16 protein-coding genes are annotated in these 20,640 nt (G+C 69.3%); 6 read left to right on the forward strand and 10 right to left on the reverse strand.

The window, feature by feature from the left end; translation table 11 throughout:
- Nucleotides 1–42: 42 nt before the first annotated feature.
- Nucleotides 43–846, reverse strand: coding sequence for an exodeoxyribonuclease III (locus BXA03_RS07455; protein ID WP_076505615.1), 804 nt, complete (start codon nt 844–846; stop codon nt 43–45).
- A gap of 16 nt (nt 847–862) precedes the next feature.
- Between BXA03_RS07455 and pyrE the strand changes: the two genes are divergently transcribed.
- Both pyrE and BXA03_RS07465 read left to right on the forward strand, forming a co-directional pair.
- Nucleotides 863–1,561 (forward strand): orotate phosphoribosyltransferase, encoded by a 699-nt coding sequence (gene pyrE / locus BXA03_RS07460; RefSeq protein WP_076505618.1) that lies wholly within the window; start codon nt 863–865, stop codon nt 1,559–1,561.
- A gap of 61 nt (nt 1,562–1,622) precedes the next feature.
- Entirely contained in the window at nt 1,623–2,279 is a 657-nt protein-coding gene (locus BXA03_RS07465) for a hypothetical protein (protein WP_076505620.1), read from the forward strand.
- Here BXA03_RS07465 and gatB read toward each other — a convergent pair.
- The 3 genes from gatB to gatC are packed head-to-tail and all read right to left on the reverse strand — an operon-like array spanning nt 2,245 to nt 5,526.
- The gene (gene gatB / locus BXA03_RS07470; RefSeq protein ID WP_076505622.1) at nt 2,245–3,738 is read right to left on the reverse strand and encodes an Asp-tRNA(Asn)/Glu-tRNA(Gln) amidotransferase subunit GatB; all 1,494 of its coding nucleotides are present in this window, start codon (nt 3,736–3,738) and stop codon (nt 2,245–2,247) included. The two genes, BXA03_RS07465 and gatB, sit on opposite strands and share 35 nt — an antisense overlap.
- A 1-nt stretch (nt 3,739) precedes the next feature.
- Nucleotides 3,740–5,230: an Asp-tRNA(Asn)/Glu-tRNA(Gln) amidotransferase subunit GatA gene (gene gatA, locus BXA03_RS07475; protein WP_076505624.1), complete on the reverse strand. Its 1,491-nt coding sequence runs from the start codon at nt 5,228–5,230 to the stop codon at nt 3,740–3,742.
- Nucleotides 5,227–5,526, reverse strand: a complete 300-nt coding sequence (gene gatC / locus BXA03_RS07480) for an Asp-tRNA(Asn)/Glu-tRNA(Gln) amidotransferase subunit GatC (protein ID WP_058642685.1) — start codon at nt 5,524–5,526, stop codon at nt 5,227–5,229. Before gatC ends, gatA begins: the two co-directional genes overlap by 4 nt.
- Before the next feature lie 230 nt (nt 5,527–5,756).
- Here gatC and BXA03_RS07485 point away from each other — a divergent pair, with 230 nt between their 5' ends.
- From BXA03_RS07485 to mrdA, 4 genes are all read left to right on the forward strand, one after another.
- The gene (locus tag BXA03_RS07485) at nt 5,757–6,800 is read left to right on the forward strand and encodes a rod shape-determining protein (protein WP_058642686.1); all 1,044 of its coding nucleotides are present in this window, start codon (nt 5,757–5,759) and stop codon (nt 6,798–6,800) included.
- 89 nt (nt 6,801–6,889) lie between these two features.
- Complete coding sequence (mreC, locus tag BXA03_RS07490; RefSeq protein ID WP_083715934.1) at nt 6,890–8,014, forward strand: rod shape-determining protein MreC; 1,125 nt, start codon at nt 6,890–6,892, stop codon at nt 8,012–8,014.
- Nucleotides 8,011–8,532 (forward strand): rod shape-determining protein MreD, encoded by a 522-nt coding sequence (mreD, locus tag BXA03_RS07495; RefSeq protein ID WP_076505627.1) that lies wholly within the window; start codon nt 8,011–8,013, stop codon nt 8,530–8,532. Before mreC ends, mreD begins: the two co-directional genes overlap by 4 nt.
- Before the next feature lie 70 nt (nt 8,533–8,602).
- On the forward strand, nt 8,603–10,573 hold the full coding sequence (gene mrdA, locus BXA03_RS07500; protein WP_076505629.1) for a penicillin-binding protein 2: 1,971 nt from the start codon (nt 8,603–8,605) through the stop codon (nt 10,571–10,573).
- A gap of 24 nt (nt 10,574–10,597) precedes the next feature.
- Here mrdA and BXA03_RS07505 read toward each other — a convergent pair whose 3' ends face one another.
- The 6 genes from BXA03_RS07505 to BXA03_RS07530 all read right to left on the reverse strand — a co-directional run bounded on the left by BXA03_RS07505 (nt 10,598) and on the right by BXA03_RS07530 (nt 20,620).
- Nucleotides 10,598–11,356, reverse strand: coding sequence for a TSUP family transporter (locus tag BXA03_RS07505; RefSeq protein WP_076505630.1), 759 nt, complete (start codon nt 11,354–11,356; stop codon nt 10,598–10,600).
- Nucleotides 11,357–11,703: 347 nt separating this feature from the next.
- Nucleotides 11,704–13,572, reverse strand: a complete 1,869-nt coding sequence (locus tag BXA03_RS07510; protein ID WP_076505632.1) for a potassium transporter Kup — start codon at nt 13,570–13,572, stop codon at nt 11,704–11,706.
- Nucleotides 13,573–13,736: 164 nt separating this feature from the next.
- Complete coding sequence (gene gshA, locus BXA03_RS07515) at nt 13,737–15,038, reverse strand: glutamate--cysteine ligase (RefSeq protein ID WP_076505634.1); 1,302 nt, start codon at nt 15,036–15,038, stop codon at nt 13,737–13,739.
- Nucleotides 15,039–15,148: 110 nt separating this feature from the next.
- Nucleotides 15,149–16,432, reverse strand: coding sequence for a glutamate-5-semialdehyde dehydrogenase (locus tag BXA03_RS07520; protein ID WP_076505636.1), 1,284 nt, complete (start codon nt 16,430–16,432; stop codon nt 15,149–15,151).
- A gap of 13 nt (nt 16,433–16,445) precedes the next feature.
- Nucleotides 16,446–18,794, reverse strand: a complete 2,349-nt coding sequence (locus BXA03_RS07525) for a xanthine dehydrogenase family protein molybdopterin-binding subunit (RefSeq protein WP_076505638.1) — start codon at nt 18,792–18,794, stop codon at nt 16,446–16,448.
- 146 nt (nt 18,795–18,940) lie between these two features.
- On the reverse strand, nt 18,941–20,620 hold the full coding sequence (locus tag BXA03_RS07530) for a long-chain-fatty-acid--CoA ligase (protein ID WP_076505640.1): 1,680 nt from the start codon (nt 20,618–20,620) through the stop codon (nt 18,941–18,943).
- Nucleotides 20,621–20,640: the final 20 nt, after the last annotated feature.

Consider the following 20,640-nt stretch of genomic DNA (forward strand, 5'->3'; position numbering starts at 1 on the left):
AGGGGGCGCGGGCGCGGGCGGATGCGTTGCAGCTTGCCGGTACTACAGCGTGAAGTCGTAGTCGATGGTGATCGGCGCGTGGTCGCTGAACTTGATGGTCTTGAAGATGTGCTCGCTGCGCGCGAGCTGGGCCATGGCCGGCGTGGCCAGGTGGTAGTCCAGCCGCCAGCCCACGTTCTTGGCATAGGCCTGGCCGCGGTTGCTCCACCAGGTGTAGCAGGCGTCGGTGGTGTCGGGCTGCAGGTGGCGGTACACGTCCACCAGGCCCGCGCCTTCGGCCCCGGCATCGAGCAGGCGGGTCATCCAGGCGCGCTCCTCGGGCAGGAAGCCGCTGTTCTTGAGGTTGCCCTTCCAGTTCTTCAGGTCGGCTTCCCGGTGGGCGATGTTGATGTCGCCGCAGAGGATGAACTCACGCGTGCGCTTGAGTTCGACCAGGTAGGGCATGAAGCCTTCGAGGAAGCGGAACTTGGCCGCCTGCCGCTCCTCGCCGGAGCTGCCGCTCGGGAAGTAGCAGCTGATGATCGACAGCTTGCGCCCGGGCGTGTCGAAGCGCAGCTCCAGGTAGCGGCCTTCGGCGTCGAACTCGGTATTGCCCCAGCCGATCACGATGTCGGTGGGCGCGTGCCGCGTGTAGATGGCGGTGCCGGCATAGCCCTTCTTCTCGGCGAAGTGGAAGTGGCCCTGCAGGCCGGCCATCTGCTCGAAGCGGCCCTGCACATCGCTCGCCTGGACGCGGATCTCCTGCATGCAAATACAATCCGGCGCCGCTTCGGCCACCCAGTCAGCGACCCCTTTTGTCGAGGCGGAACGCAGGCCGTTGAGGTTGAGGCTGGTGAGTTTGAACACGTTTCGAGGAATCCGGATGGCAGTGGACGGCAAGCAGCAGCACCAGCAGCAACAGGACGGGCGCCTGGCGCAGGACTTCGTGGCGTTTGCGATCGAGGCTGGCGTGCTGCGCTTCGGCGAGTTCAAGACCAAGGCCGGGCGCCTCAGCCCCTACTTCTTCAACGCGGGCCTGTTCAACGACGGCACCCGCATCGCGCGGCTCGCGGAATTCTATGCAGCGCGCCTGATCGACTCCGGCCTGGAGTTCGACATGATCTTCGGTCCCGCCTACAAGGGCATCCCGCTGGGGGCCACGGTCGCGGCCGAGCTGGCACGGCGGGGGCGCAACGTGCCCTTCGCCTACAACCGCAAGGAAGCCAAGGACCACGGCGAGGGCGGCTCGCTGGTCGGCGCGCCGCTGGCCGGCCGCGTGCTGATCGTGGACGACGTCATGTCCGCCGGCACCGCGGTGCGCGAGTCCATCGCCACCATCCGCGCTGCCGGTGCGACGCCGCATGCCGTGGCCATCGCGCTGGACCGTCAGGAGATGGCCACCGAGAACGGCCAGGACGTGCCCCACAGTGCCGTGCAGTACGTGCGCAACCAGCTCGGCATGGCCGTGGTGGCGATCGCCACGCTCGAGGATCTGCTGGCCTACCTCGACCAGCGCGCCGGCGCCGATCTGCGCGCCCACCGTGCCAGCGTGCAGGCCTACCGCGAGCGTTACGGTGCCTGAGGCCCGCTGCGCCGCCACCCTCCAGGCTCCGAATTTCCGTGCCCGGGCATCGCTGTGCGCGATGCCGGCCCTCGTCGCCGCGGCACTGTGCGCGCCGGTCGGCGCCCAGGCGCAGCAGCCGGGCAGCGGCACGACCCAGGGCAGCATCTACACCTGCACCGATGCGCGGGGTCGGCACCTGACCTCCGACCGCTACATCGCCGAGTGCGCCGACCGGGTGCAGCTGGAGCTTTCGCCCAATGGTGCGCTGCGCCGCCGGATCGAGCCGGCGCTGTCGCCGCAGCAGCAGGCCGAGCGCGAGCAGCAGCGCCAGGCCGAAGCGCGGGCCGAGGCCCAGCGGCGCGACGAACGCCGGCGCGACCTCGCCCTGCTGGCGCGTTATCCCGATGCGGCCACGCACGACCGGCGCCGGGCCGAGGCCCTGGCCCAGGCCGAGTCCGAGATCGGCACCGCCCGCAAGCGCCTGGCCGAACTGGCCCAGGCCCGCCGCAAGCTGGACGAGGACATGGAGTTCTACCGCAAGAACCCGGCTGCGGCCCCGGCCGCGCTGAAGGCGCAGATCAGCGACAACGGCAATGCCACGTCGCTGCAGGAGCGCCTGCTGCGCGAGCAGGAAGAAGAGAAGCGGCGCATCGACGCCCGCTTCGACGAGGAGCGCCAGCGCCTGGACCGGCTCTGGGGCCTCAGCCGCCCAGCCGCGCCTTCAACAGCGCGTTGACCTGGGCCGGGTTGGCCTTGCCCTTGCTCTCCTTCATCACCTGGCCGACCAGGGCGTTGAAGGCCTTCTCCTTGCCGGCGCGGTATTCGGCGATGTTCTTCTCGTTCTTCGCGAGCACGTCGTCGACGATCTTCTCCAGCGCGCCGGTGTCGTTCATCTGCTTGAGGCCCTTGGCCTCGATGACGGCGTCGACCGATTCGCCTTCGCCGCTCCAGAGTGCGTCGAAGACCTGGCGGGCGGCGTTGTTGGAGATGGTGCCGTCGCCGATGCGGCCGATCAGCTGCGCCAGCTGGGCGGGCTTGACCGGCGCGGCGTCGATGGCCGTCTCCTGCGTGTTCAGGCGCTTGGCGATCTCGCCCGACAGCCAGTTGCTGGCCAGCTTGGGCGTGGCGCCCGCGGCCACGGCGGCGTCGAAGTAGGCCGCGTGCGCCGGGCTCTGCGTGAGCTGGGTCGCGTCGTAGTCGGTCAGGCCGAAGTCGCGCACATAGCGCTCGGCCATCGCGCGCGGCAGCTCGGGCATCTGCGCCTTCACGGCATCGACCCAGTCGCGCCCGATCACCAGCGGCGGCAGGTCCGGGTCGGGGAAGTAGCGGTAGTCGGCCGCGTCTTCCTTGGTGCGCATGGCACGCGTCTCGCCCGTGTCGGGGTCGAACAGCACGGTGGCCTGCTGGATGGCGTGACCGTCCTCGATCTGCTCGATCTGCCAGCGGATCTCGAAGTCGATCGCCTGCTGCATGAAGCGGAAGCTGTTGAGGTTCTTGATCTCGCGGCGCGTGCCCAGCGGCTGGCCCGGCCGGCGCACCGACACGTTGGCGTCGCAGCGGAAGGAGCCTTCCTGCATGTTGCCGTCGCAGATGCCGATCCAGGTGACGATCTTGTGCAGCTCGCGCGCATAGGCCACGGCCTCGGCGCTGGAGCGGATGTCCGGCTCGGTCACGATCTCCAGCAGCGGCGTGCCGGCGCGGTTCAGGTCGATGCCCGACTGGCCGATGAAGTCCTCGTGCAGCGACTTGCCGGCGTCTTCCTCGAGGTGGGCGCGCACCAGGCGCACCGTCTTGAGTTCGCCGTCCAGATAGAAGCTGACCGAGCCCCCCTGCACGACGGGAATCTCGTACTGGCTGATCTGGTAGCCCTTGGGCAGGTCGGGGTAGAAGTAGTTCTTGCGCGCGAAGATGCTGCGCGGCGCGATGGTGCTGCCCAGGGCCAGGCCCAGGCGGATGGCGCGCTCGACGGCGCCGCGGTTCATCACCGGCAGCGTGCCGGGCAGGGCCAGGTCCACGGCGCAGGCCTGCGTGTTGGGCTCGGCGCCGAAGGCCGTGGGTGCGCGGCTGAAGATCTTGCTCTGGGTGGAGAGCTGGGCATGCGTCTCGAAGCCGATGACGACTTCATAGCCCTGCACCAGCGGGCCGGTGGGGCGGCCCTCCTGGGCGGCGGCGAAGGTGTTGGTCTCGGTGCTCATCTCAGAAGCCGGTGGGCGTGCGTTGGTGCCAGTCGGTGGCCTGCTGGAAGCGGTGGGCGGCGTTCAGCAGCCGGCCTTCGGCGAAGTAGTTGCCGATCAGCTGCAGGCCCACGGGCATGCCGCCGTCGAAGCCACAGGGCAGCGAGAGGCCCGGCAGGCCGGCCAGCGAGCCGGGCAGCGTGAAGACGTCGGCCAGGTAGTCGGCCACGGGGTCGTCGCTGTGCGCGCCGATGGCCCAGGCCACGGTGGGCGCGGCGGGGCCGGCGATGACGTCGCAGTCGCGCAAGGCGGCCTGGAAGTCGTCCGCGATCATGCGGCGCACCTTCTGCGCCTGCAGGTAGTAGGCGTCGTAGTAGCCGTGCGAGAGCACGTAGGTGCCGATCATGATGCGGCGCTTGACCTCGTCGCCGAAGCCTTCGGCGCGGGTCTTCATGTACATCTCGGCCAGGTCCTTGTACTGGCTGGCGCGGTGGCCGAACTTCACGCCGTCGAAGCGGCTCAGGTTGGAGCTGGCCTCGGCCGCGGCAATGATGTAGTACACGGGAATGGCCAGCTCGGTGCGCGGCAGGCTCACTTCGACGCGCTTGGCACCGAGCTTTTCGTACTCGGCCAGCGCGGCGTCGATGGCGGCGCGCACGCCGGGGGCCACGCCGTCGCCCAGGAACTCCTTCGGCACGCCGATGCGCAGGCCGTCGAGCGAGCCGGCCAGGCCCTGCGAGAAGTCCTCGGCGGGGCGGTCCAGCGAGGTGGAGTCGCGGTCGGGGTCGGGCCCGCACATGGCCGACAGCAGCAGGGCGCAGTCCTCGGCCGAGCGGGCCATGGGACCGGCCTGGTCCAGGCTGGAGGCGAAGGCGATCATGCCGTAGCGGCTGGCGCGGCCGTAGGTGGGCTTGATGCCGGTGATGCCGCAGAAGCTGGCCGGCTGGCGGATCGAGCCGCCGGTGTCGGTGCCGGTGGCGGCGGGCGCGAGGCCCGCGGCCACGGCCACGGCGCTGCCGCCGGAGGAGCCGCCGGGCACGCGCGCCGTGTCCCAGGGGTTGCGCACGGGCACGGGCTGGTCGGCGCCGACGGCGGGCACGGCCACGTTCTGGTTGGACGAGCCCATGGCGAATTCGTCGCAGCTGAGCTTGCCCAGCGTGACCATGCCGGCCTCGCCCAGCTTGCGCACCACGGTGGCGTCGAAGGGCGACTGGTAGCCGGCCAGCATGCGCGAGCCGGCGGTGCTGGGCCAGCCGGTGGTCACGAAGATGTCCTTGTGGGCGATGGGCACGCCGGCCAGCGGGCCGGCGCTGCCGGCCGCGATGGCGGCGTCGGCGGCGCGGGCCTGGGCCAGGGTGGTGTCCGCGTCGACGGCGACGAAGGCGCCGAGGTCCTGGCGGGCGGCCATGCGGCCCAGGAAGTGCTGCGCGGTCTCCACGGCCGAGACTTCGCGGGCGGCCAGGGCGCGGGCCAGGTCGGCCACGCCGCGGCGGTGCAGGTCGGGCGCGCTCATTCGATCACCTTCGGCACGAGGAACAGGCCGTTCTCGACGGCGGGGGCGCTCTTCTGGTTGGCCTCGCGCTGGTTGGGCTCGGTGGCCGCGTCCTCGCGCAGGCGAAGGACGATGTCCTCGATAGCGGAGACGGGGTGGGACAGCGGCTCGACGCCGGTGGTGTCCACGGCGCGCATGCGCTCGACGAGGTCGAAGAAACCGTTGATCTGGCCGCGCAGGCGCTCGCTTTCGTCGGGCGCCAGCGCCAGCCGCGCCAGCGACGCGATGCGCGCGGTGTCGGTGGTGGAGAGAGACATCGGAAAAACCCAGAGAGCAGGCGCCCCGTTTGCGTGCAGAAGGGCCTGCAAGTAGGGAAAGCGCCAGGGGGAATCGGGTATTATCCCGCCTTTGCCGCAACTGCCGCCAACGTGCCGGCACGGCCGCCACGGCGAGCGGCAAAGCCACCCAACTTCTCCCTTTCTCTCTTCACCTCAGGGGCGACGCCGGTCCGAAGCGCCCGCCGTGCCCCCTCGCAAGGACATCGCCCATGTTTGGAGCATTCCGTCGGTACTTCTCGACCGACCTCGCGATCGACCTCGGCACCGCCAACACCCTGATCTTCGCCCGCAACAAGGGCATCGTGCTGGACGAGCCGTCGGTGGTCGCCATCCGCCATGAGGGCGGTCCGCACGGCAAGAAGGTCATCCAGGCCGTGGGCGCCGAAGCCAAGGCCATGCTGGGCAAGGTGCCCGGCAACATCGAGGCCATCCGCCCGATGAAGGACGGCGTGATCGCCGACTTCGTGATCACCGAGCAGATGATCAAGCAGTTCATCAAGATGGTGCACCCGCGCACGCTGCTCACGCCCAGCCCGCGCATCATCATCTGCGTGCCCTGCGGCTCCACCCAGGTCGAGCGCCGCGCCATCAAGGACGCGGCCGAGGCCGCTGGCGCCACCTCGGTCTACCTGATCGAGGAACCCATGGCGGCGGCCATCGGCGCCGGCCTGCCGGTGTCCGAGGCCTCGGGCTCCATGGTGGTCGACATCGGCGGCGGCACCACCGAAGTGGGCGTGATCTCGCTGGGCGGCATGGTCTACAAAGGCTCCGTCCGCGTGGGCGGCGACCGCTTCGACGAGGCCATCATCAACTACATCCGCCGCAACTACGGCATGCTGATCGGCGAGCCGACGGCCGAGGTCATCAAGAAGACCATCGGCTCCGCCTTCCCCGGCTCCGAGGTCAAGGAGATGGAGGTCAAGGGCCGCAACCTCTCCGAAGGCGTGCCGCGCAGCTTCACCATCAGCTCCAACGAGGTGCTGGAAGCGCTGACCGATCCGCTCAACAACATCGTCTCGGCCGTCAAGAACGCGCTGGAGCAGACGCCGCCCGAACTGGGCGCCGACATTGCCGAGCGCGGCATGATGCTGACCGGCGGCGGCGCGCTGCTGCGCGACCTGGACCGGCTGCTGGCCGAAGAGACCGGCCTGCCCGTGCTGGTGGCCGAAGACCCGCTGACCTGCGTGGTGCGCGGCTGCGGCATCGCCCTGGAGCGGATGGACCGCCTGGGCAGCATCTTCACCAGCGAGTAAGCCGCCGCCGCTGTCCGCAGGCCGGCCCCGTTCCACGGGCCGGCCTTTTTGCCATATAGACGCCGCCTCTTCCCGCCAGGTCCGACCCCATGCCGCTCGGCACGCTCGACCGCTCCGCCCCGCCCCTGTTCAACCAGGGGCCGTCGGCGTTGTCGCGCTTCGTCTTCTGCAGCGCGCTGGCCGTCTTCCTGATGGTGGCCGACGCGCGCTTCGACGTGGTGGCACCGGTGCGCACAGCGCTGGGCACGCTGCTGTTTCCGCTGCAATGGGCGGTGCTCAAGCCGGTGCAGTGGGTGTCGGCCACCAACCGGCAGTTCGAGGACCTGGCCACCGCCCAGCGCAACGAGGCCGAGGCGCGGCGCCGACTGGTGCTGCAGTCCGAGCGCGCCAGCCAGGCCGATGCCCTCGCGCGGGAGAACGCGCGGCTGCGCAACCTGCTGGAGTTGCGGCAGAACGCGCCGACGCCGGGCCGCGCCGCCGAGGTGCTGTATGACGCAGCCGATCCGTACACGCGCAAGGTGGTGATCGACCAGGGGCAGGTGCACGGCATCGCCGCCGGCTCGCCGGTGATCGACGAGCAGGGCGTGCTGGGGCAGGTGACACGGGTGATGGCCTTTTCGAGCGAGGTGACGCTGGTGATCGACCGCGACCTGTCCATCCCCGTGCAGAACACCCGCACCGGCGCGCGCAGCGTGGCCTTCGGCGACGCCGGCCCGCACAGCGCCGGCATGGAGCTGCGCTTCACTGCCGCCAACGCCGACGTGCGCGAGGGCGACCTGCTGTCCACCAGCGGCGTCGATGGCGTCTATCCCGCCGGGTTGCCGGTGGCGCGGGTGGATCGCATCGACCGGCGCGCCGATTCGGCCTTCGCCCGGATCCATTGCGTGCCCCTGGCCCGCGTGGGCGCCGCCCGCTATGTGATGGTGCTCACCCCTGTGGGCGAGGCGCCGCCGACTTCGCGGCCCGCACCGGCGTCTGCGGGCGCGGCCACCGATGGCCGCAAGGCCGAGCGTTCGAACCGCAAGGCCGATCCGGCGGCGGCGGTCCTGCCGGCGCCGGCCGTGCGTCCTGGCGCCGCCAGCCCCAAGACGTCCGCGCCGGCGGCGTCCACGACGCGCGGCGCGGCACCCGCGCCGTCAACTGCGCCGGGCGCGGCTGCGCAGCCCATCAACCGGCGCCCTGCGTCCACCGAACAGACAGGGGCGGCCCGATGATCATGCGCCCTGGCCAGGAACAGTTGCTGCTGCCCGTGAAGCCGGTCTTCATCTGGGGCAGCCTGTTGCTCGCGCTGCTGCTCAACATGATGCCGCTGGGGCGTCTGCCCTGGATGCCCGATCTGCTGGCGGTGGTGCTGGTCTTCTGGGGCGTGCATCAGCCTGCGCGCATCGGGCTCGGCGCCGCCTTCGTCTTCGGCCTCGCCATGGACGTGCACGAGTCCTCGCTGCTGGGCCAGCACGCGCTGTCCTATGCCACGCTGAGCTTCTTTGCCATCACCATCCACCGGCGGCTGCTGTGGTATCGGCTCTCGGCCCAGGCGCTGCAACTGGTGCCGCTGTTCGCACTGTCGCGGCTGATCGAACTGGGCATCCGGCTGGTCGGCGGCGGCATCTTCCCGGGCTGGATCACGCTGCTGGGTGCGGCCATCGAGTCGCTGCTGTGGCCGGTGATCACCTGGCTGCTGCTGATCCCGCAGCGCCGGCCGCCAGAGCAGGACGAGAACCGCCCTCTGTGAGCGCAGGTCTTGCTATGCATGCACTCGCCGCCGCCCTAAGCTTCGTGCGCCCGCCCGTCCCGCCACAGCCATGACAGAGATCCGCAACGTCGCCGCCGACCTCGCGCGCTTCAAGCGCCGGGTGCTGGTGATCGGGCTGGTGGTGCTGACGGCTTTCGTATTGCTGGGCCTGCGCCTGTTCCACCTGCAGGTCACGCGCCACGAGGAGCTGGCGGAGCGCGCCGAAAGCAACCGCACGGCCGTGGTGCCGGTGGTGCCCAACCGTGGGCTGATCCTCGACCGCAACGGCGTGATCCTGGCCTCCAACTATTCGGCCTATACGCTGGAGATCACGCCCTCGAAGGCGGGCGACCTGGAGCAGACCATCGACGCACTGGCGCAGATCGTCGAGATCCAGCCGCGCGACCGTCGTCGCTTCAAGCGCCTGCGCGAGGACTCCCGCAGCTTCGATTCCATTCCCATCCGCACCCGCCTCACCGACGAGGAGGTCGCCCGCTTCGCCGCCCAGCGCTACCGGTTCCCGGGCGTGGAGATCAAGGCGCGCCTGTTCCGCAACTACCCCATGGGCGACCTGGCCAGCCATGTGCTGGGCTACATCGGCCGCATCAACCAGCGCGAGAAGGCCGCCATGGAGGACTGGCCCGAGGAGGACCAGGCCAACTACAAGGGCACCGACTACATCGGCAAGCTGGGCATCGAGCAGAGCTACGAGAAGGTGCTGCACGGGCAGACGGGCGTCGAGCAGATGGAGACCTCGGCCGGCGGTCGCGCGGTGCGCCGGCTGGCCAGCCATCCGGCCACCCCCGGCAACACCGTGATGTTGTCGCTCGACATCAAGCTGCAGAAGCTGGTGGAGGACATGTTCGGCGACCGCCGGGGCGCGCTGGTGGCGCTCGACCCGCGCAACGGCGAGATCCTGGCCTTCGTCAGCAAGCCGACCTTCAATCCCAACCTCTTCGTCGAGGGCATCGACAGCGAGAGCTGGGCCGCGCTCAACGAGTCGATCGACAAGCCGCTGCTCAACCGCGCACTGCGCGGCACCTACCCGCCGGGCTCGACCTACAAGCCATTCATGGCGCTGGGGGCGCTGGAGCTCGGCAAACGCTCGCCGACCCTGGTGGTGAACGACCCGGGCTTCTATACCTACGGCGGCCATACCTTCCGCAGCCACGAGGGCGGGCTGGGGGGCGTGGACATGGTGCGGGCCATCCAGTTCTCCAGCAACACCTACTTCTACTCGTTGGCCGTGGACATGGGCGTGGACACCATCCACGACTTCATGAAGCCGCTGGGCTTCGGCCAGATCACCGGCGTCGACCTGCCCGGCGAGGTGCGCGGCGTGCTGCCCAGCACCGAGTGGAAGCGCAGCGTCAACAAGCGGCCGGAGGCGCGGCGTTGGTATTCCGGCGAGACGGTGTCGCTGGGCATCGGCCAGGGCTACAACAACTTCACCATGCTGCAACTGGCGCTGGCCGAGGCGACGCTGGCCAATGGCGGCACCAAGTTCCGGCCGCATGTGGTCAAGGCCATCAAGAACACGGTGACCGGCCAGGTGCAGGAGCTGCCCCAGCCACCGGGCGAGAACCTCGGCTACAAGGCCAGGAACGTCGACATCGTGCGGGCCGGCCTGGTGGCGGTGAACAAGGCCGGCACGGGCACACGCATCTTTGCCGGGGCGCCCTACACCTCGGCCGGCAAGACCGGGACAGCCCAGGCGGTGAGCCTGGGCCAGAACGTCAAGTACAACGCCAAGGCGCTGGAGGAGCACCAGCGGGACCACTCGCTGTTCGCCGCCTTCGCCCCGGCCGAGAACCCACGCATCGCGCTGGCCGTGATCGTGGAGAACGCCGGCTTCGGCGCCGCTGCCGCCGCGCCCATCGTGCGCCGGGTGTTCGACTACTGGCTGCTCGGCCAGTACCCCAACGAGCAGGATCTGGCGGCGGTGCGGGCCGGCAAGGCGGCCGCTCCCATCGGCCAGCCGCTGCCGGCCACGGAGGTGGCACTGCCATCGTCGGCTGCGTCCGCCGCCGCGGCGCCCTGAACGGCAGCGCGCTGCAACCGGCGCTCAGCGCAGGAAGGCGTCGTAGGCCGTCTTGCAGATCAATGCGCTGACCACCACGATGAAGGCGCCGCGCACGAAGCCGGCCCCATGACGCAGGGCCAGACGGGTGCCGATCAGGCTGCCCCCGATGTTGGCCACTGCCATCGCCAGGCCGAGCGTCCAGATCACGTGGCCTTTCAGGCCGAAGAGCAGCAGTGCGCCCAGGTTGGTCATGATGTTGATGACCTTGGCGCTGGCAGACGCATGCAGGAAGTCATGCCCCAGCCAGCGCACGAACAGGAAGATCAGGAAGCTGCCGGTGCCCGGGCCGAAGAAGCCGTCGTAGAAGCCCAGCAGCAGGCCCACGGCGCCGGTGGCGGCCAGTTCGGCCTTGCCGGTGAAGCGGGGACGGTGCGTGAGGCCCAGGTCCTTGCGGGCCAGCGTGTAGAGCAGCAGCGCCCCGAGAATGACTGGCAGGGCCTTTCGCAGGGCATCCGTCGGCACCCAGGTCACCACCCAGGCCCCGGCGAGCGAGCCGCCGAAGGCCAGGGCGGCCGCCACCGCCAGCGATCGCCAGGGCAGGTGCACGCGGCGCACATATTGGGCGGCCGACGCGGCCGTGCCCCAGACCGAGGCGCTCTTGTTGGTGCCCAGCAGCGTCGCGCCGGCCGTGTCGGGGAAGGCCGCAAACAGCGCTGGCACCAGCACCAGTCCGCCGCCGCCGACGATCGCGTCCATGAATCCCGCTGTCAGCGAGGCCAGTGCCATCCATGCCCATTCCATATCTTGCGGCATTGTCGCAGCGTTGAACGCTATTATTTCGAGAGCATTGAACAGGCGATCTTCCTGAGCGAAGACCGGATCCGTCGAAAGCCACCGGTGAAAAACCTGCACAAAAAAAAAGCGCCGACTGAGCGGCGCTTTGAAAAGTGTTTGGCTTCGCGTTGGAACGGAGGCCCTTGGAATCTCATGAATTTTGATTTTTCTGGATTTGTCTCCTCAGACCCTCGCGCATCAGCAGGACGAGGCCTGCTGCGAGTGGCGAGACTTTAGGTCTTGCACCGCGGTAGTGCATTGGGAGTAACCCGTGGCCAGAAATCCAGAAGGTGCGCGCCTGCGTACGGGTGCCGTCAGATCTCGATCTTGGAGCCCAGCTCCACCACCGCGTTGTTGGGCAGGCTCATGAAGTCGGCCACGCCGCTGGCGTTGTGGTGCATCTGCGCGAAGAGCTTTTCGCGCCATGGCGCCATGCCGCTGCCGAGCGTCGGGATCACCGTATCGCGCGAGATGAAGTAGCTGGTGGTCATGCGCTCCAGCTGGCAGCCGCGCAGCCTGGCCTGCTCCAGCGCGCGGGGGAGGTCGATGTCGTTCTTGAAGCCGTAGTGGATGGTGATCTGCCAGCAGTGATGGCCCAGAGGCTCCATCTCCACCCGCCGCTCCATCGGGATCCAGGGCACCTCATGGTTGCGCACCGTGACGAACAGGTTCTGCTCGTGCAGCACCTTGTTGTGCTTGAGGTTGTGCAGCAGCGCGGTCGGCACCACGCCCGCCTCGGACGTCAGGAACACCGCCGTGCCCTCCACCCGCGCCGGCGGGCTGACGAACACCGCCTCAAGGAAGCTGCGCAGGTCGATGGCATCGGCGCGCTGGGCATCGGCCATGAGGCTGCGTCCGCGCTTCCAGGTGATCATCAGCGTGAACACGCCGATGCCGATCATGACCGTGAACCAGCCGCCTTGCGGCAGCTTGAGCAGGTTGGAGGCGAAGAAAGCGAAGTCGATGACGAAGAAGATGGCCGTCGCGCCGATGCACAGCAGCAGCGGCAGCTTCCAGGCATAGCGGATCACGAAGAAGGTGAGCATCGTCGTGATCAGCATGTCGGTGGTCACGGCGATGCCGTAGGCCGCCGCCAGGTTGCTGGAGCTGCGGAACATCACCACCGCCAGCACGATGGCCACGAACAGCGACCAGTTGATGAAGGGGATGTAGATCTGTCCCGCGGAGCGCGCGCTCGTGTGCTCGATCCGCAGCCGCGGCAGGTAGCCCAGCTGGATCACCTGCCGCGTGACGCTGAAGGCGCCGGTGAGCATGGCCTGCGAGGCGATCACCGTGGCAGCCGTCGCCAGCAGCACGACGGGCACCACGGCCCAGTCGGGCGCCATCAGGAAGAAGGGGTTCTTCACGGCCGCCGGGTTGCCCAGCAGCAATGCGCCCTGGCCGAAGTAGTTCAGTACCAGGGCCGGCATCACGACCGAGAACCAAGCGATGCGGATCGGCCCCTTGCCGAAGTGGCCCATGTCGGCGTACAGCGCCTCGGCGCCGGTCACGCACAGCACCGTGGCGCCCAGGATGATGAAGCTGGTGCCGGGGTTGTCCCAGATGAATCGCAGCATGTAGTGCGGGCTCACGGCCTTGAGGATCTCAGGGTGCGTCAGGATCTGCGCCACGCCCAGCAGCGCCAGCACGCCGAACCATGTGAGGGTGATGGGGCCGAAGAAACGGCCGATGCCGGCGGTGCCGCGCTTTTGCACCACGAACAGGCAGAACAGCACCACCAGCGTGATCGGGATGACATAGCCGGTGAAGTGGGGCGACACCACCTCCAGGCCCTCGACCGCCGACAGCACGGAGATGGCCGGCGTGATCACGCCGTCGCCGTAGAACAGGGCGGTGCCGAAGATGCCCAGCGCCAGCATGCCGTTGCGCAGGCGCGGCTTGTCGGCCACCGCCCGCGAGGCCAGGGCCAGCATGGCCACCAGGCCGCCTTCGCCCTCGTTGTCGGCCCGCAGCACCAGCACCACGTACTTCAGCGAAACGATGATCGTCATCGTCCAGAAGATCATCGAGAGCATGCCGTACACGTTCTCGATGGTGAATGGCACGTGGCCGTGGCCGAAGATTTCCTTGATGGCGTACAGCACGCTGGTGCCGATGTCGCCATAGACGATGCCGATGGCGCCGAGCACGAGGGCCGGCATGGAGGACTTGGAGGCAGACACGAAGTGGCGAGGAAACGGGTGGGCCGCACCTCGCCCCACCGGCGGCTCTTCGGCGCCGGGGAGCCAAGCTCCGCCCTCGGTTTTCCGTTGCTGTGGAAGTGTGGATTGTGCGCGCCGGCCGTGCCGCCGCAAGCCCGCGCGGGCTGCGGCCAGGCGGCGTCAGCTCACTCGTAGACCTCGGCCTCGGGGTTGGTGGCCTCGAGTTCGTAGGAGGCGGCCACCATGGCCAGGCGGCCGATCACGCCGTACATGTAGAAGCGGTTGGGCGCGCTGGCGCCCGGCTTGGCGCCCGGCTGGGGCAGGTGGCCGCTCTGCGAGAAGGCCAGCGGCACGAAGCTCGCGCCCGGCAGGGCCAGGCTCTCGTCCGGGCCGCGGTCGGGGTGGACGCGGTAGAAGCCGCCCACCACGTAGCGGTCCATCATGTAGACCACCGGCTCGGCCATGCCGTCGTGCACCCGCTCGCGTGTGAGCACGCCTTCCTGCACGACCACGTCGGTCGGGCCCGCGTCGTCGGTGGTGGCGCCGGCCATGGCCTTCTGGCGGGGCTTCTTGGTCAGCGCTTCGAGTTCCTTGACGTCGCGGATGGTCGAGATCGGCAGCGTGCTGGCGCCGTTCTCGCTTTTGACGATGACGAAGGGCTTCTCGTTGATGCCGTATTCCTTGTACTTGCGGCGCACCTTGGTCAGCACCTGGTCGACCGCCGCCGTCAGGCCCTCGACCCCCCTGCCGCGGGCCAGGTCCACGCCCTCCGCGCGGCCGTAGATCGACTGGATCAGCCAAGGGTCGATGCCCAGCAGCTTGCCGAAGCGCTTGGAGACTTCCTCGTAGCTGTGGAAGTGGTTGCTCTTGCGGCGCACCGACCAACCGGCATGCAGCGGCGGCAGCAGGTACTGCTCGTGCAGGTCTTCCAGGATGCCGGGCGTGCCGGCGGCCAGGTCGGTGTTGAGCAGGATGGTGCAGGGGTCGAAGTTCTTCAGGCCGAGGCGGCGCTTGCTGCGCACCACCGGCTCCAGGCAGACGGTGCTGCCGTCGGGCAATTCCACCTTCTTGGGCGACTTGATGGCCGGATCGATGGAGCCGACGCGCACGTTCAGCCCGGCCATCTGGAAGATGCGCACCAGCTGGGCCACGTTGGCCATGTACGAGGTGTTGCGGCCGCGGTTCTCCGGGATGACCAGCAGGTTGCGCGCTTCGGGGCAGATCTTCTCGATCGCGGCCTGGGCGGCCTGCACCGCCAGCGGCAGCATCTCGGTGGTCAGGTAGTTCCAGCCCCCAGGGAAGAAATTGGCGTCCACCGGCGCCAGCTTGAAGCCGGCGTTGCGCACGTCGACCGCGGTGTAGAACGGCGGGGTGTGCTCCATCCACTCGAGCCGGAACCAGCGCTCGATGGCGGGCATGCTGTCGAGGATGCGCTGCTCGAGTTCGTTGATCGGGCCGGTCAGGGCGGTGACGAGATGCGGAACCATGCGGCTGCCTTGTTATGCGGGTTTGCGGCCAGAGGCGGACCGGCGATTGTAGGCAGCCGGCCTGGCCGCCCCATGACAGCGCGGCGGCCGCTTTCTGGTACGCAGCCAGGCTACTGGCGGATCTCGCCCTGGCCCAGAACGATGTACTTGAGCGAGGTCAGTCCCTCGATGCCGACCGGGCCGCGGGCATGGAACTTGTCGGTGCTGATGCCGATTTCGGCGCCCAGTCCGTACTCGAAACCATCCGCGAAGCGTGTGCTCGCATTCACCATCACGCTCGCCGAATCGACTTCGCGCAGGAAACGCTGCGCATGGCTGTGGTCGTTGGTGACGATGGCGTCGGTGTGGTGGCTGGAATAGCGGTTGATGTGGTCGATGGCTTCGTCGACGCCGTCCACCAGCTTGATGCTGATGATCGGTGCCAGGTATTCCTCGGACCAGTCCTGTTCGGTGGCGGCCACCACGCGGGGTTGGCCGGCCAGCAGGGCAGCCGCCTCGGCGTCGCAGCGCATCTCCACGCCCTTGGCGGCGAACACGGCGCCGATGCGCGGCAGGAAGGCCGGTGCGATGGCGCGGGCGACCAGCAGGCCTTCGGTGGCGTTGCAGGGGCTGTACTTCTGCGTCTTGGCGTTGTCGACCAGGGTGACGGCCATGTCGAGATCGGCGCTGGCATCGACGAAGGTGTGGCAGTTGCCATCCAGGTGCTTGATGACCGGCACCTTCGCCTCGCGGCTGATGCGCTCGATCAGGCCCTTGCCGCCGCGGGGAATGATCACGTCCACGTACTCGGGCATGGCCACCAGGCGGCCGACGGCCTCGCGGTCGGTGGTGGGCACCAGCTGCACGGCGTCCTCGGGCAGGCCGGCGTCCAGCAGGGCGGCGCGCACCAGGGCGGCGAGCGCCTTGTTGGAATCGATGGCCTCGGAGCCGCCGCGCAGGATGGCGGCATTGCCGCTCTTGATGGCCAGGCTGGCGGCCTCGATGGTCACGTTGGGCCGGCTCTCGTAGATCATGCCGAACACCCCGATGGGCACCCGCATCTGGCCCACGCGGATGCCGCTGGGCTGCTGCTTCATGCCGATGATCTCGCCGATCGCGTCGGGCATGGCCGCCAGCTGCTCGCAGCCTTCGGCGCAGGTGGCGATGACCTTGGGCGTGAGCTTGAGGCGGTCCACCATCGGCTCGGCCAGACCGGCGGCGCGGGCGCGCTCCAGGTCGCGGGCGTTGTGCTCGGCCAATGGCTCCACGCTCGCCCGCAGCCGTTCGGCCAGGCTGCGCAGCGCGTGCGCCTTGGCTGCGGCGCTGGCTTTGGCCATCTGCGCCGACGCCGCGCGCGCCTGGGCGCCCAGCGTGTTCATCAGTTCGAGGGTGGAGATCGCGTTCATGGACGCGATTTTCTCACCGGGCTCAGTCCGCCTGCTGCAGCAGCGACCAGACCCGCACCGGCGTCAGCGGCATCTGCAGCCGTGCTGCCAGCGAGCCACGTCCGTTGCGCGCCAGGGCGTCGGCCACCGCATTGACCACCGCCGGCGTAGCGCCGATGGTGCCCAGCTCGCCCACCCCCTTCACGCCAAGCGGGTTGTTCTTGCAGGGCACCGATTCGTCCATCTCGGTGCGGAAGTGCGGCGCCGTGCCCGCCACCGGCAGGGCGTAGTCCATCAGGCTGCCCGTCACCAGCTGGCCGGTGGCCCCGTCGTAGACCACCTGCTCCAGCAGCGCCTGGCCGATGCCCTGCACCGCGCCGCCGTCGAGCTGGCCGCGCACGATCATCGGGTTGACCACGCGGCCGACGTCGTTGACCGAGGCATAGGCGACCACTTCCACGTCGCCGGTCTGCGGATCGACTTCGACCTCGCAGACATGGCAGCCGTTCGGCCAGGTGGGACCGTCCACCTTGCTGGTGGAGTCCACGAAGATCCGGCCCTCCGCCTGCCGCCCGGCCAGTTCGAACAGGCCGATGCCCAGGTCGGTGCCGCGCACGGTGAAGCGGCCCTGGCCGTAGTCGATGTCGGCGGCCGCGGCCTCCAGCGCCTCGGCCGCCAGCTCGCGACCGCGCGACAGCGTGCGGTCGGCGCCGGTGCGCATGGCCGAACCGCCGGTGAACAGCGAGCGCGAACCGGCGCTGCCGAAGCCATTGCCGCGGTCGGTGTCGCCCAGCACCACGCGCACCTGCTCGATGGGGACACCGAAGGCGTCCACCACCAGTTGCGCCAGCGTGGTCGCGATGCCCTGGCCCATGGCGTTGACGGCCGAATAGACCTCGATCACGCCGTCGGCCTGCACGTCGACCGTCACGCGTTCCTCGAAGACGTTGCCGCCCGTCCATTCGAGGAAGGTGGCAATCCCCAGCCCGCGCCACAGGCCGCGCGCGGCCGATTCTGCGGCGCGGGCGTCGAAGCCGTCCCAGTCGGCGAAGGCCAGGCCCCGGTCCATCATGTGCTCGAAGGCGCCGGTGTCGTAGGTCTGCCGCATCGGGTTGGTGTAGGGCATCTGCTCCGGGCGGATGAAGTTGCGCCGGCGCAGGGCCACGCGGTCGATGCCCGTCTGCCGCGCGGCCTCATCCATCAGCCGCTCGATCAGGAAGATGGCCTCCGGGCGGCCGGCACCGCGGTAGGCACCCGTGGGCGACTGGTTGGTCATCACCGCGCGGAAGTGGAAGTCGATGACCGGGATGTCGTAGACGCTCGTCTGCACCCAGGGGCCGATCAGCAGCTGGATGGCCACGCCGGTGCCCGTCGGGTAGGCGCCCACGTTGGCATCGCTGTGCACGCGCAGGCCCAGCACGCGGCCATTGGCGTCCAGCGCCATGGCGGCGCGGGCGCGCACGTCGCGGCCGTGGGTGGTGGTGAGGAATTCCTCGGAGCGCTCGCCGGTCCACTTGACGCTGCGGCCCAGGGCCTTGGCGGCGAAGGCCACCACGGCGTCCTCGGGGTAGAGGCCGGTCTTCATGCCGAAGCCGCCGCCCACGTCGCTGACGCGCACGCGGATCTGCTCGGCCGGCAGGCCGAGCACCGTCGCCAGCGTGCCGCGCACGCCGGTGGGCATCTGGGTGCTCATCTGCAGGCTGAGCCGGCCGTCCTGGGCGTCCATCTCGGCCAGCACGGCGCGCGGCTCCAGCGTGACGGCGGCGACGCGCTGGTTGTCGACGGTGAGTTCGACGACGTGCGCGGCCTGGGCGAAGGCGCGGGCCGTGGCCTCGGCATCGCCGTGGCGCATCTCGGCGCTGATGTTGTCGGGGGCCGCCTCACACAGGGCCGGCGCGCCCTCGGCCAGCGCCGCGTCGAGGGTGGGAATGGCCGGCAGGTCTTCGTAGTCGACCCACACGGCCTCGGCCGCGTCCTTGGCGGCCTGGAGCGAAGTGGCGACCACGGCCACCACCGCCTCTCCGACGAAGCGCACCACCTCGTGCGCCAGCGGCAGCCGCGCCGCGGTCACGCCGGGCGAGCCGTCGGCGCGCACGAAGCCGGCCACGCCGGGGATGGGCTGGACGCCCTGGGCGACCAGGTCCGCGCCGGTGTAGACGGCCAGCACACCGGGCAGTGCACGCGCAGCGTCGGCATCGATGCTGCGGATGCGCGCGTGCGGATGCGGCGAGCGCTGGAAGGCCAGCGCGGCGCAGTCCTGCAGGCGGATGTCGTCGGTGTAACGGCCGCGGCCTGCGAGCAGGGCTTCATCTTCCAGTCGGCGCACGGCCTGGCCGCTGCCGAAGCGGCCAGCAGAGGGGGTCGAGGCGGCGGAATGCACTTTGTCCAGCATGGGGATCTCCGTGGAGGAAATGGTCTTGCACGTACCGCCGCCCTTGTACCCGTTTGGCAGCGAGCCTGCTCGCAGCACCGGCCGACGGGCGGCCGGGCAGCACCGGCGCCAGTCCGGCGCCGCGCCGCCCTTTTCAGGGTGTCGGCCTACTTGCGCGCGTCGCGCAGTTCGCGCCGCAGGATCTTGCCCACGGGCGTCTTGGGCAGGTCGGTGCGGAACTCGATGATCTTGGGTCGCTTGTAGCCGGTCAGGTTGTCGTGGCAGAAGCTGCGCACCTGCTCCTCGGTGAGCGCCGGATCCTTCTTGACGATCACCAGCTTGACGGCCTCGCCGGTCTTGTCGTCGGGCACGCCGACCACCGCGCACTCGAGCACGCCGGGCAGCGTGGCCACCACGTCCTCGACCTCGTTGGGGTACACGTTGAAGCCGCTGACCAGCACCATGTCCTTCTTGCGGTCCACGATCTTGGTGTAGCCGCGCTCGTCCATCACGCCCAGGTCGCCGGTCTTGAACCAGCCGTCCGCGGTCATGACCTTGGCCGTCTCGTCCGGGCGCTGCCAGTAGCCGGCCATCACCTGCGGGCCGCGCAGCGCGATCTCGCCCACCTGGCCCAGCGGCACCGGCTGGCCGGCGTCGTCCAGCAGCGTGATGTCGGTGCTGGGCAGCGGCACGCCGATGGTGCCGCTGTATTCCTGGCTGGTGGTCGGGTTGCAGGTGGCCGAGGGCGAGGTCTCGGACAGGCCGTAGCCCTCGCAGATCGGGCAGCCGGTCTTGTCCAGCCACAGCTTGGCGACGGCACTTTGCACTGCCATGCCGCCACCCACCGAGATCTTGAGATGGCTCCAGTCGACGGTGTTGAAGTCCGGATGGTTGGCCAGGCCGTTGAAGAGCGTGTTGACTGCCGGGAAGCTGTGGATGCGGTGCTTGGAGAGATCCTTGAGCGTGGCTGCCAGGTCGCGCGGATTGGGGATGAGGATCAGCAGGCCGCCCGTGCGCATCGACAGCATCATGCCGACGGTGAAGGCGAAGATGTGATAAAGCGGCAGCGCGCACACGGTGGTGGGCTGCTCGCCCTGCGGCACGCGCTGCATCACCGGGCTGTTCCAGGCCTCGGACTGCAGCACGTTGGCGATCACGTTGCGGTGCAGGAGCACCGCGCCCTTGCTCACGCCGGTGGTGCCGCCGGTGTACTGCAGCACCGCCACGTCGTCGCCGCCGATGGCCGGCGCCTGCAGGCCGCGGCGGCGACCCTGCGACAGCGCGTCGTTGAAGCGCACGGCGCCCGGCAGGCTGAAGGCCGGCACCAGCTTCTTCACGTTGCGCACCACGTAGTTGACGATGGCGCCCTTGAGCAGGCCCAGCCGATCGCCCATGGAGGCCAGCACCACATGCTTGACCATCGAATTCGCGATGCACTTTTGCAGCGTATTCGCGAAGTTCTCCATGATCACGATGGCCTTGGCGCCACTGTCCTTGAGCTGGTGCTCCAGTTCGCGCGCCGTGTACAGCGGATTCACGTTCACCAGGATCAGGCCCGCGCGCAGGATGGCCGCCACGGCGATGGGGTACTGCGGGCAGTTGGGCATCATCACCGCGACGCGGTCGCCCTTGGTCAGCCCCAGTCCCTGCAGGTAGCCGGCGAAGGACTGGCTGCCACGGTCCACGTCGCCGTAGCTCACCAGCTTGCCCATGAAGCTGTAGGCCGGGCGGTCTGCGTAGCGGCTGAAGCTCTCGTCCATCAGCGCCACCAGCGAGGCGTACTGCGCGGGGTCGATGTCGGCGGGCACGCCCGGCGGGTAGCTGCTCAGCCAGGGGCGGTCGGTCATGTGCGATGTCTCCAGGTCCG

This window comes from Pseudacidovorax sp. RU35E, assembly GCF_900156165.1.
In the GTDB taxonomy this organism is placed as follows: Bacteria; Pseudomonadota; Gammaproteobacteria; order Burkholderiales; family Burkholderiaceae_C; genus Xenophilus.

Coding starts and splice junctions, on each gene's coding strand:
- pyrE (WP_076505618.1), top strand. CDS start 863: ATGGCAGTGGACGGCAAGCAGCAGCACCAGCAGCAACAGGACGGGCGC.
- BXA03_RS07465 (WP_076505620.1), top strand. CDS start 1,623: ATGCCGGCCCTCGTCGCCGCGGCACTGTGCGCGCCGGTCGGCGCCCAG.
- gatB (WP_076505622.1), bottom strand. CDS start 3,738: ATGAGCACCGAGACCAACACCTTCGCCGCCGCCCAGGAGGGCCGCCCC.
- gatA (WP_076505624.1), bottom strand. CDS start 5,230: ATGAGCGCGCCCGACCTGCACCGCCGCGGCGTGGCCGACCTGGCCCGC.
- gatC (WP_058642685.1), bottom strand. CDS start 5,526: ATGTCTCTCTCCACCACCGACACCGCGCGCATCGCGTCGCTGGCGCGG.
- BXA03_RS07485 (WP_058642686.1), top strand. CDS start 5,757: ATGTTTGGAGCATTCCGTCGGTACTTCTCGACCGACCTCGCGATCGAC.
- mreC (WP_083715934.1), top strand. CDS start 6,890: ATGCCGCTCGGCACGCTCGACCGCTCCGCCCCGCCCCTGTTCAACCAG.
- mreD (WP_076505627.1), top strand. CDS start 8,011: ATGATCATGCGCCCTGGCCAGGAACAGTTGCTGCTGCCCGTGAAGCCG.
- mrdA (WP_076505629.1), top strand. CDS start 8,603: ATGACAGAGATCCGCAACGTCGCCGCCGACCTCGCGCGCTTCAAGCGC.
- BXA03_RS07505 (WP_076505630.1), bottom strand. CDS start 11,356: ATGGAATGGGCATGGATGGCACTGGCCTCGCTGACAGCGGGATTCATG.
- gshA (WP_076505634.1), bottom strand. CDS start 15,038: ATGGTTCCGCATCTCGTCACCGCCCTGACCGGCCCGATCAACGAACTC.
- BXA03_RS07525 (WP_076505638.1), bottom strand. CDS start 18,794: ATGCTGGACAAAGTGCATTCCGCCGCCTCGACCCCCTCTGCTGGCCGC.
- BXA03_RS07530 (WP_076505640.1), bottom strand. CDS start 20,620: ATGACCGACCGCCCCTGGCTGAGCAGCTACCCGCCGGGCGTGCCCGCC.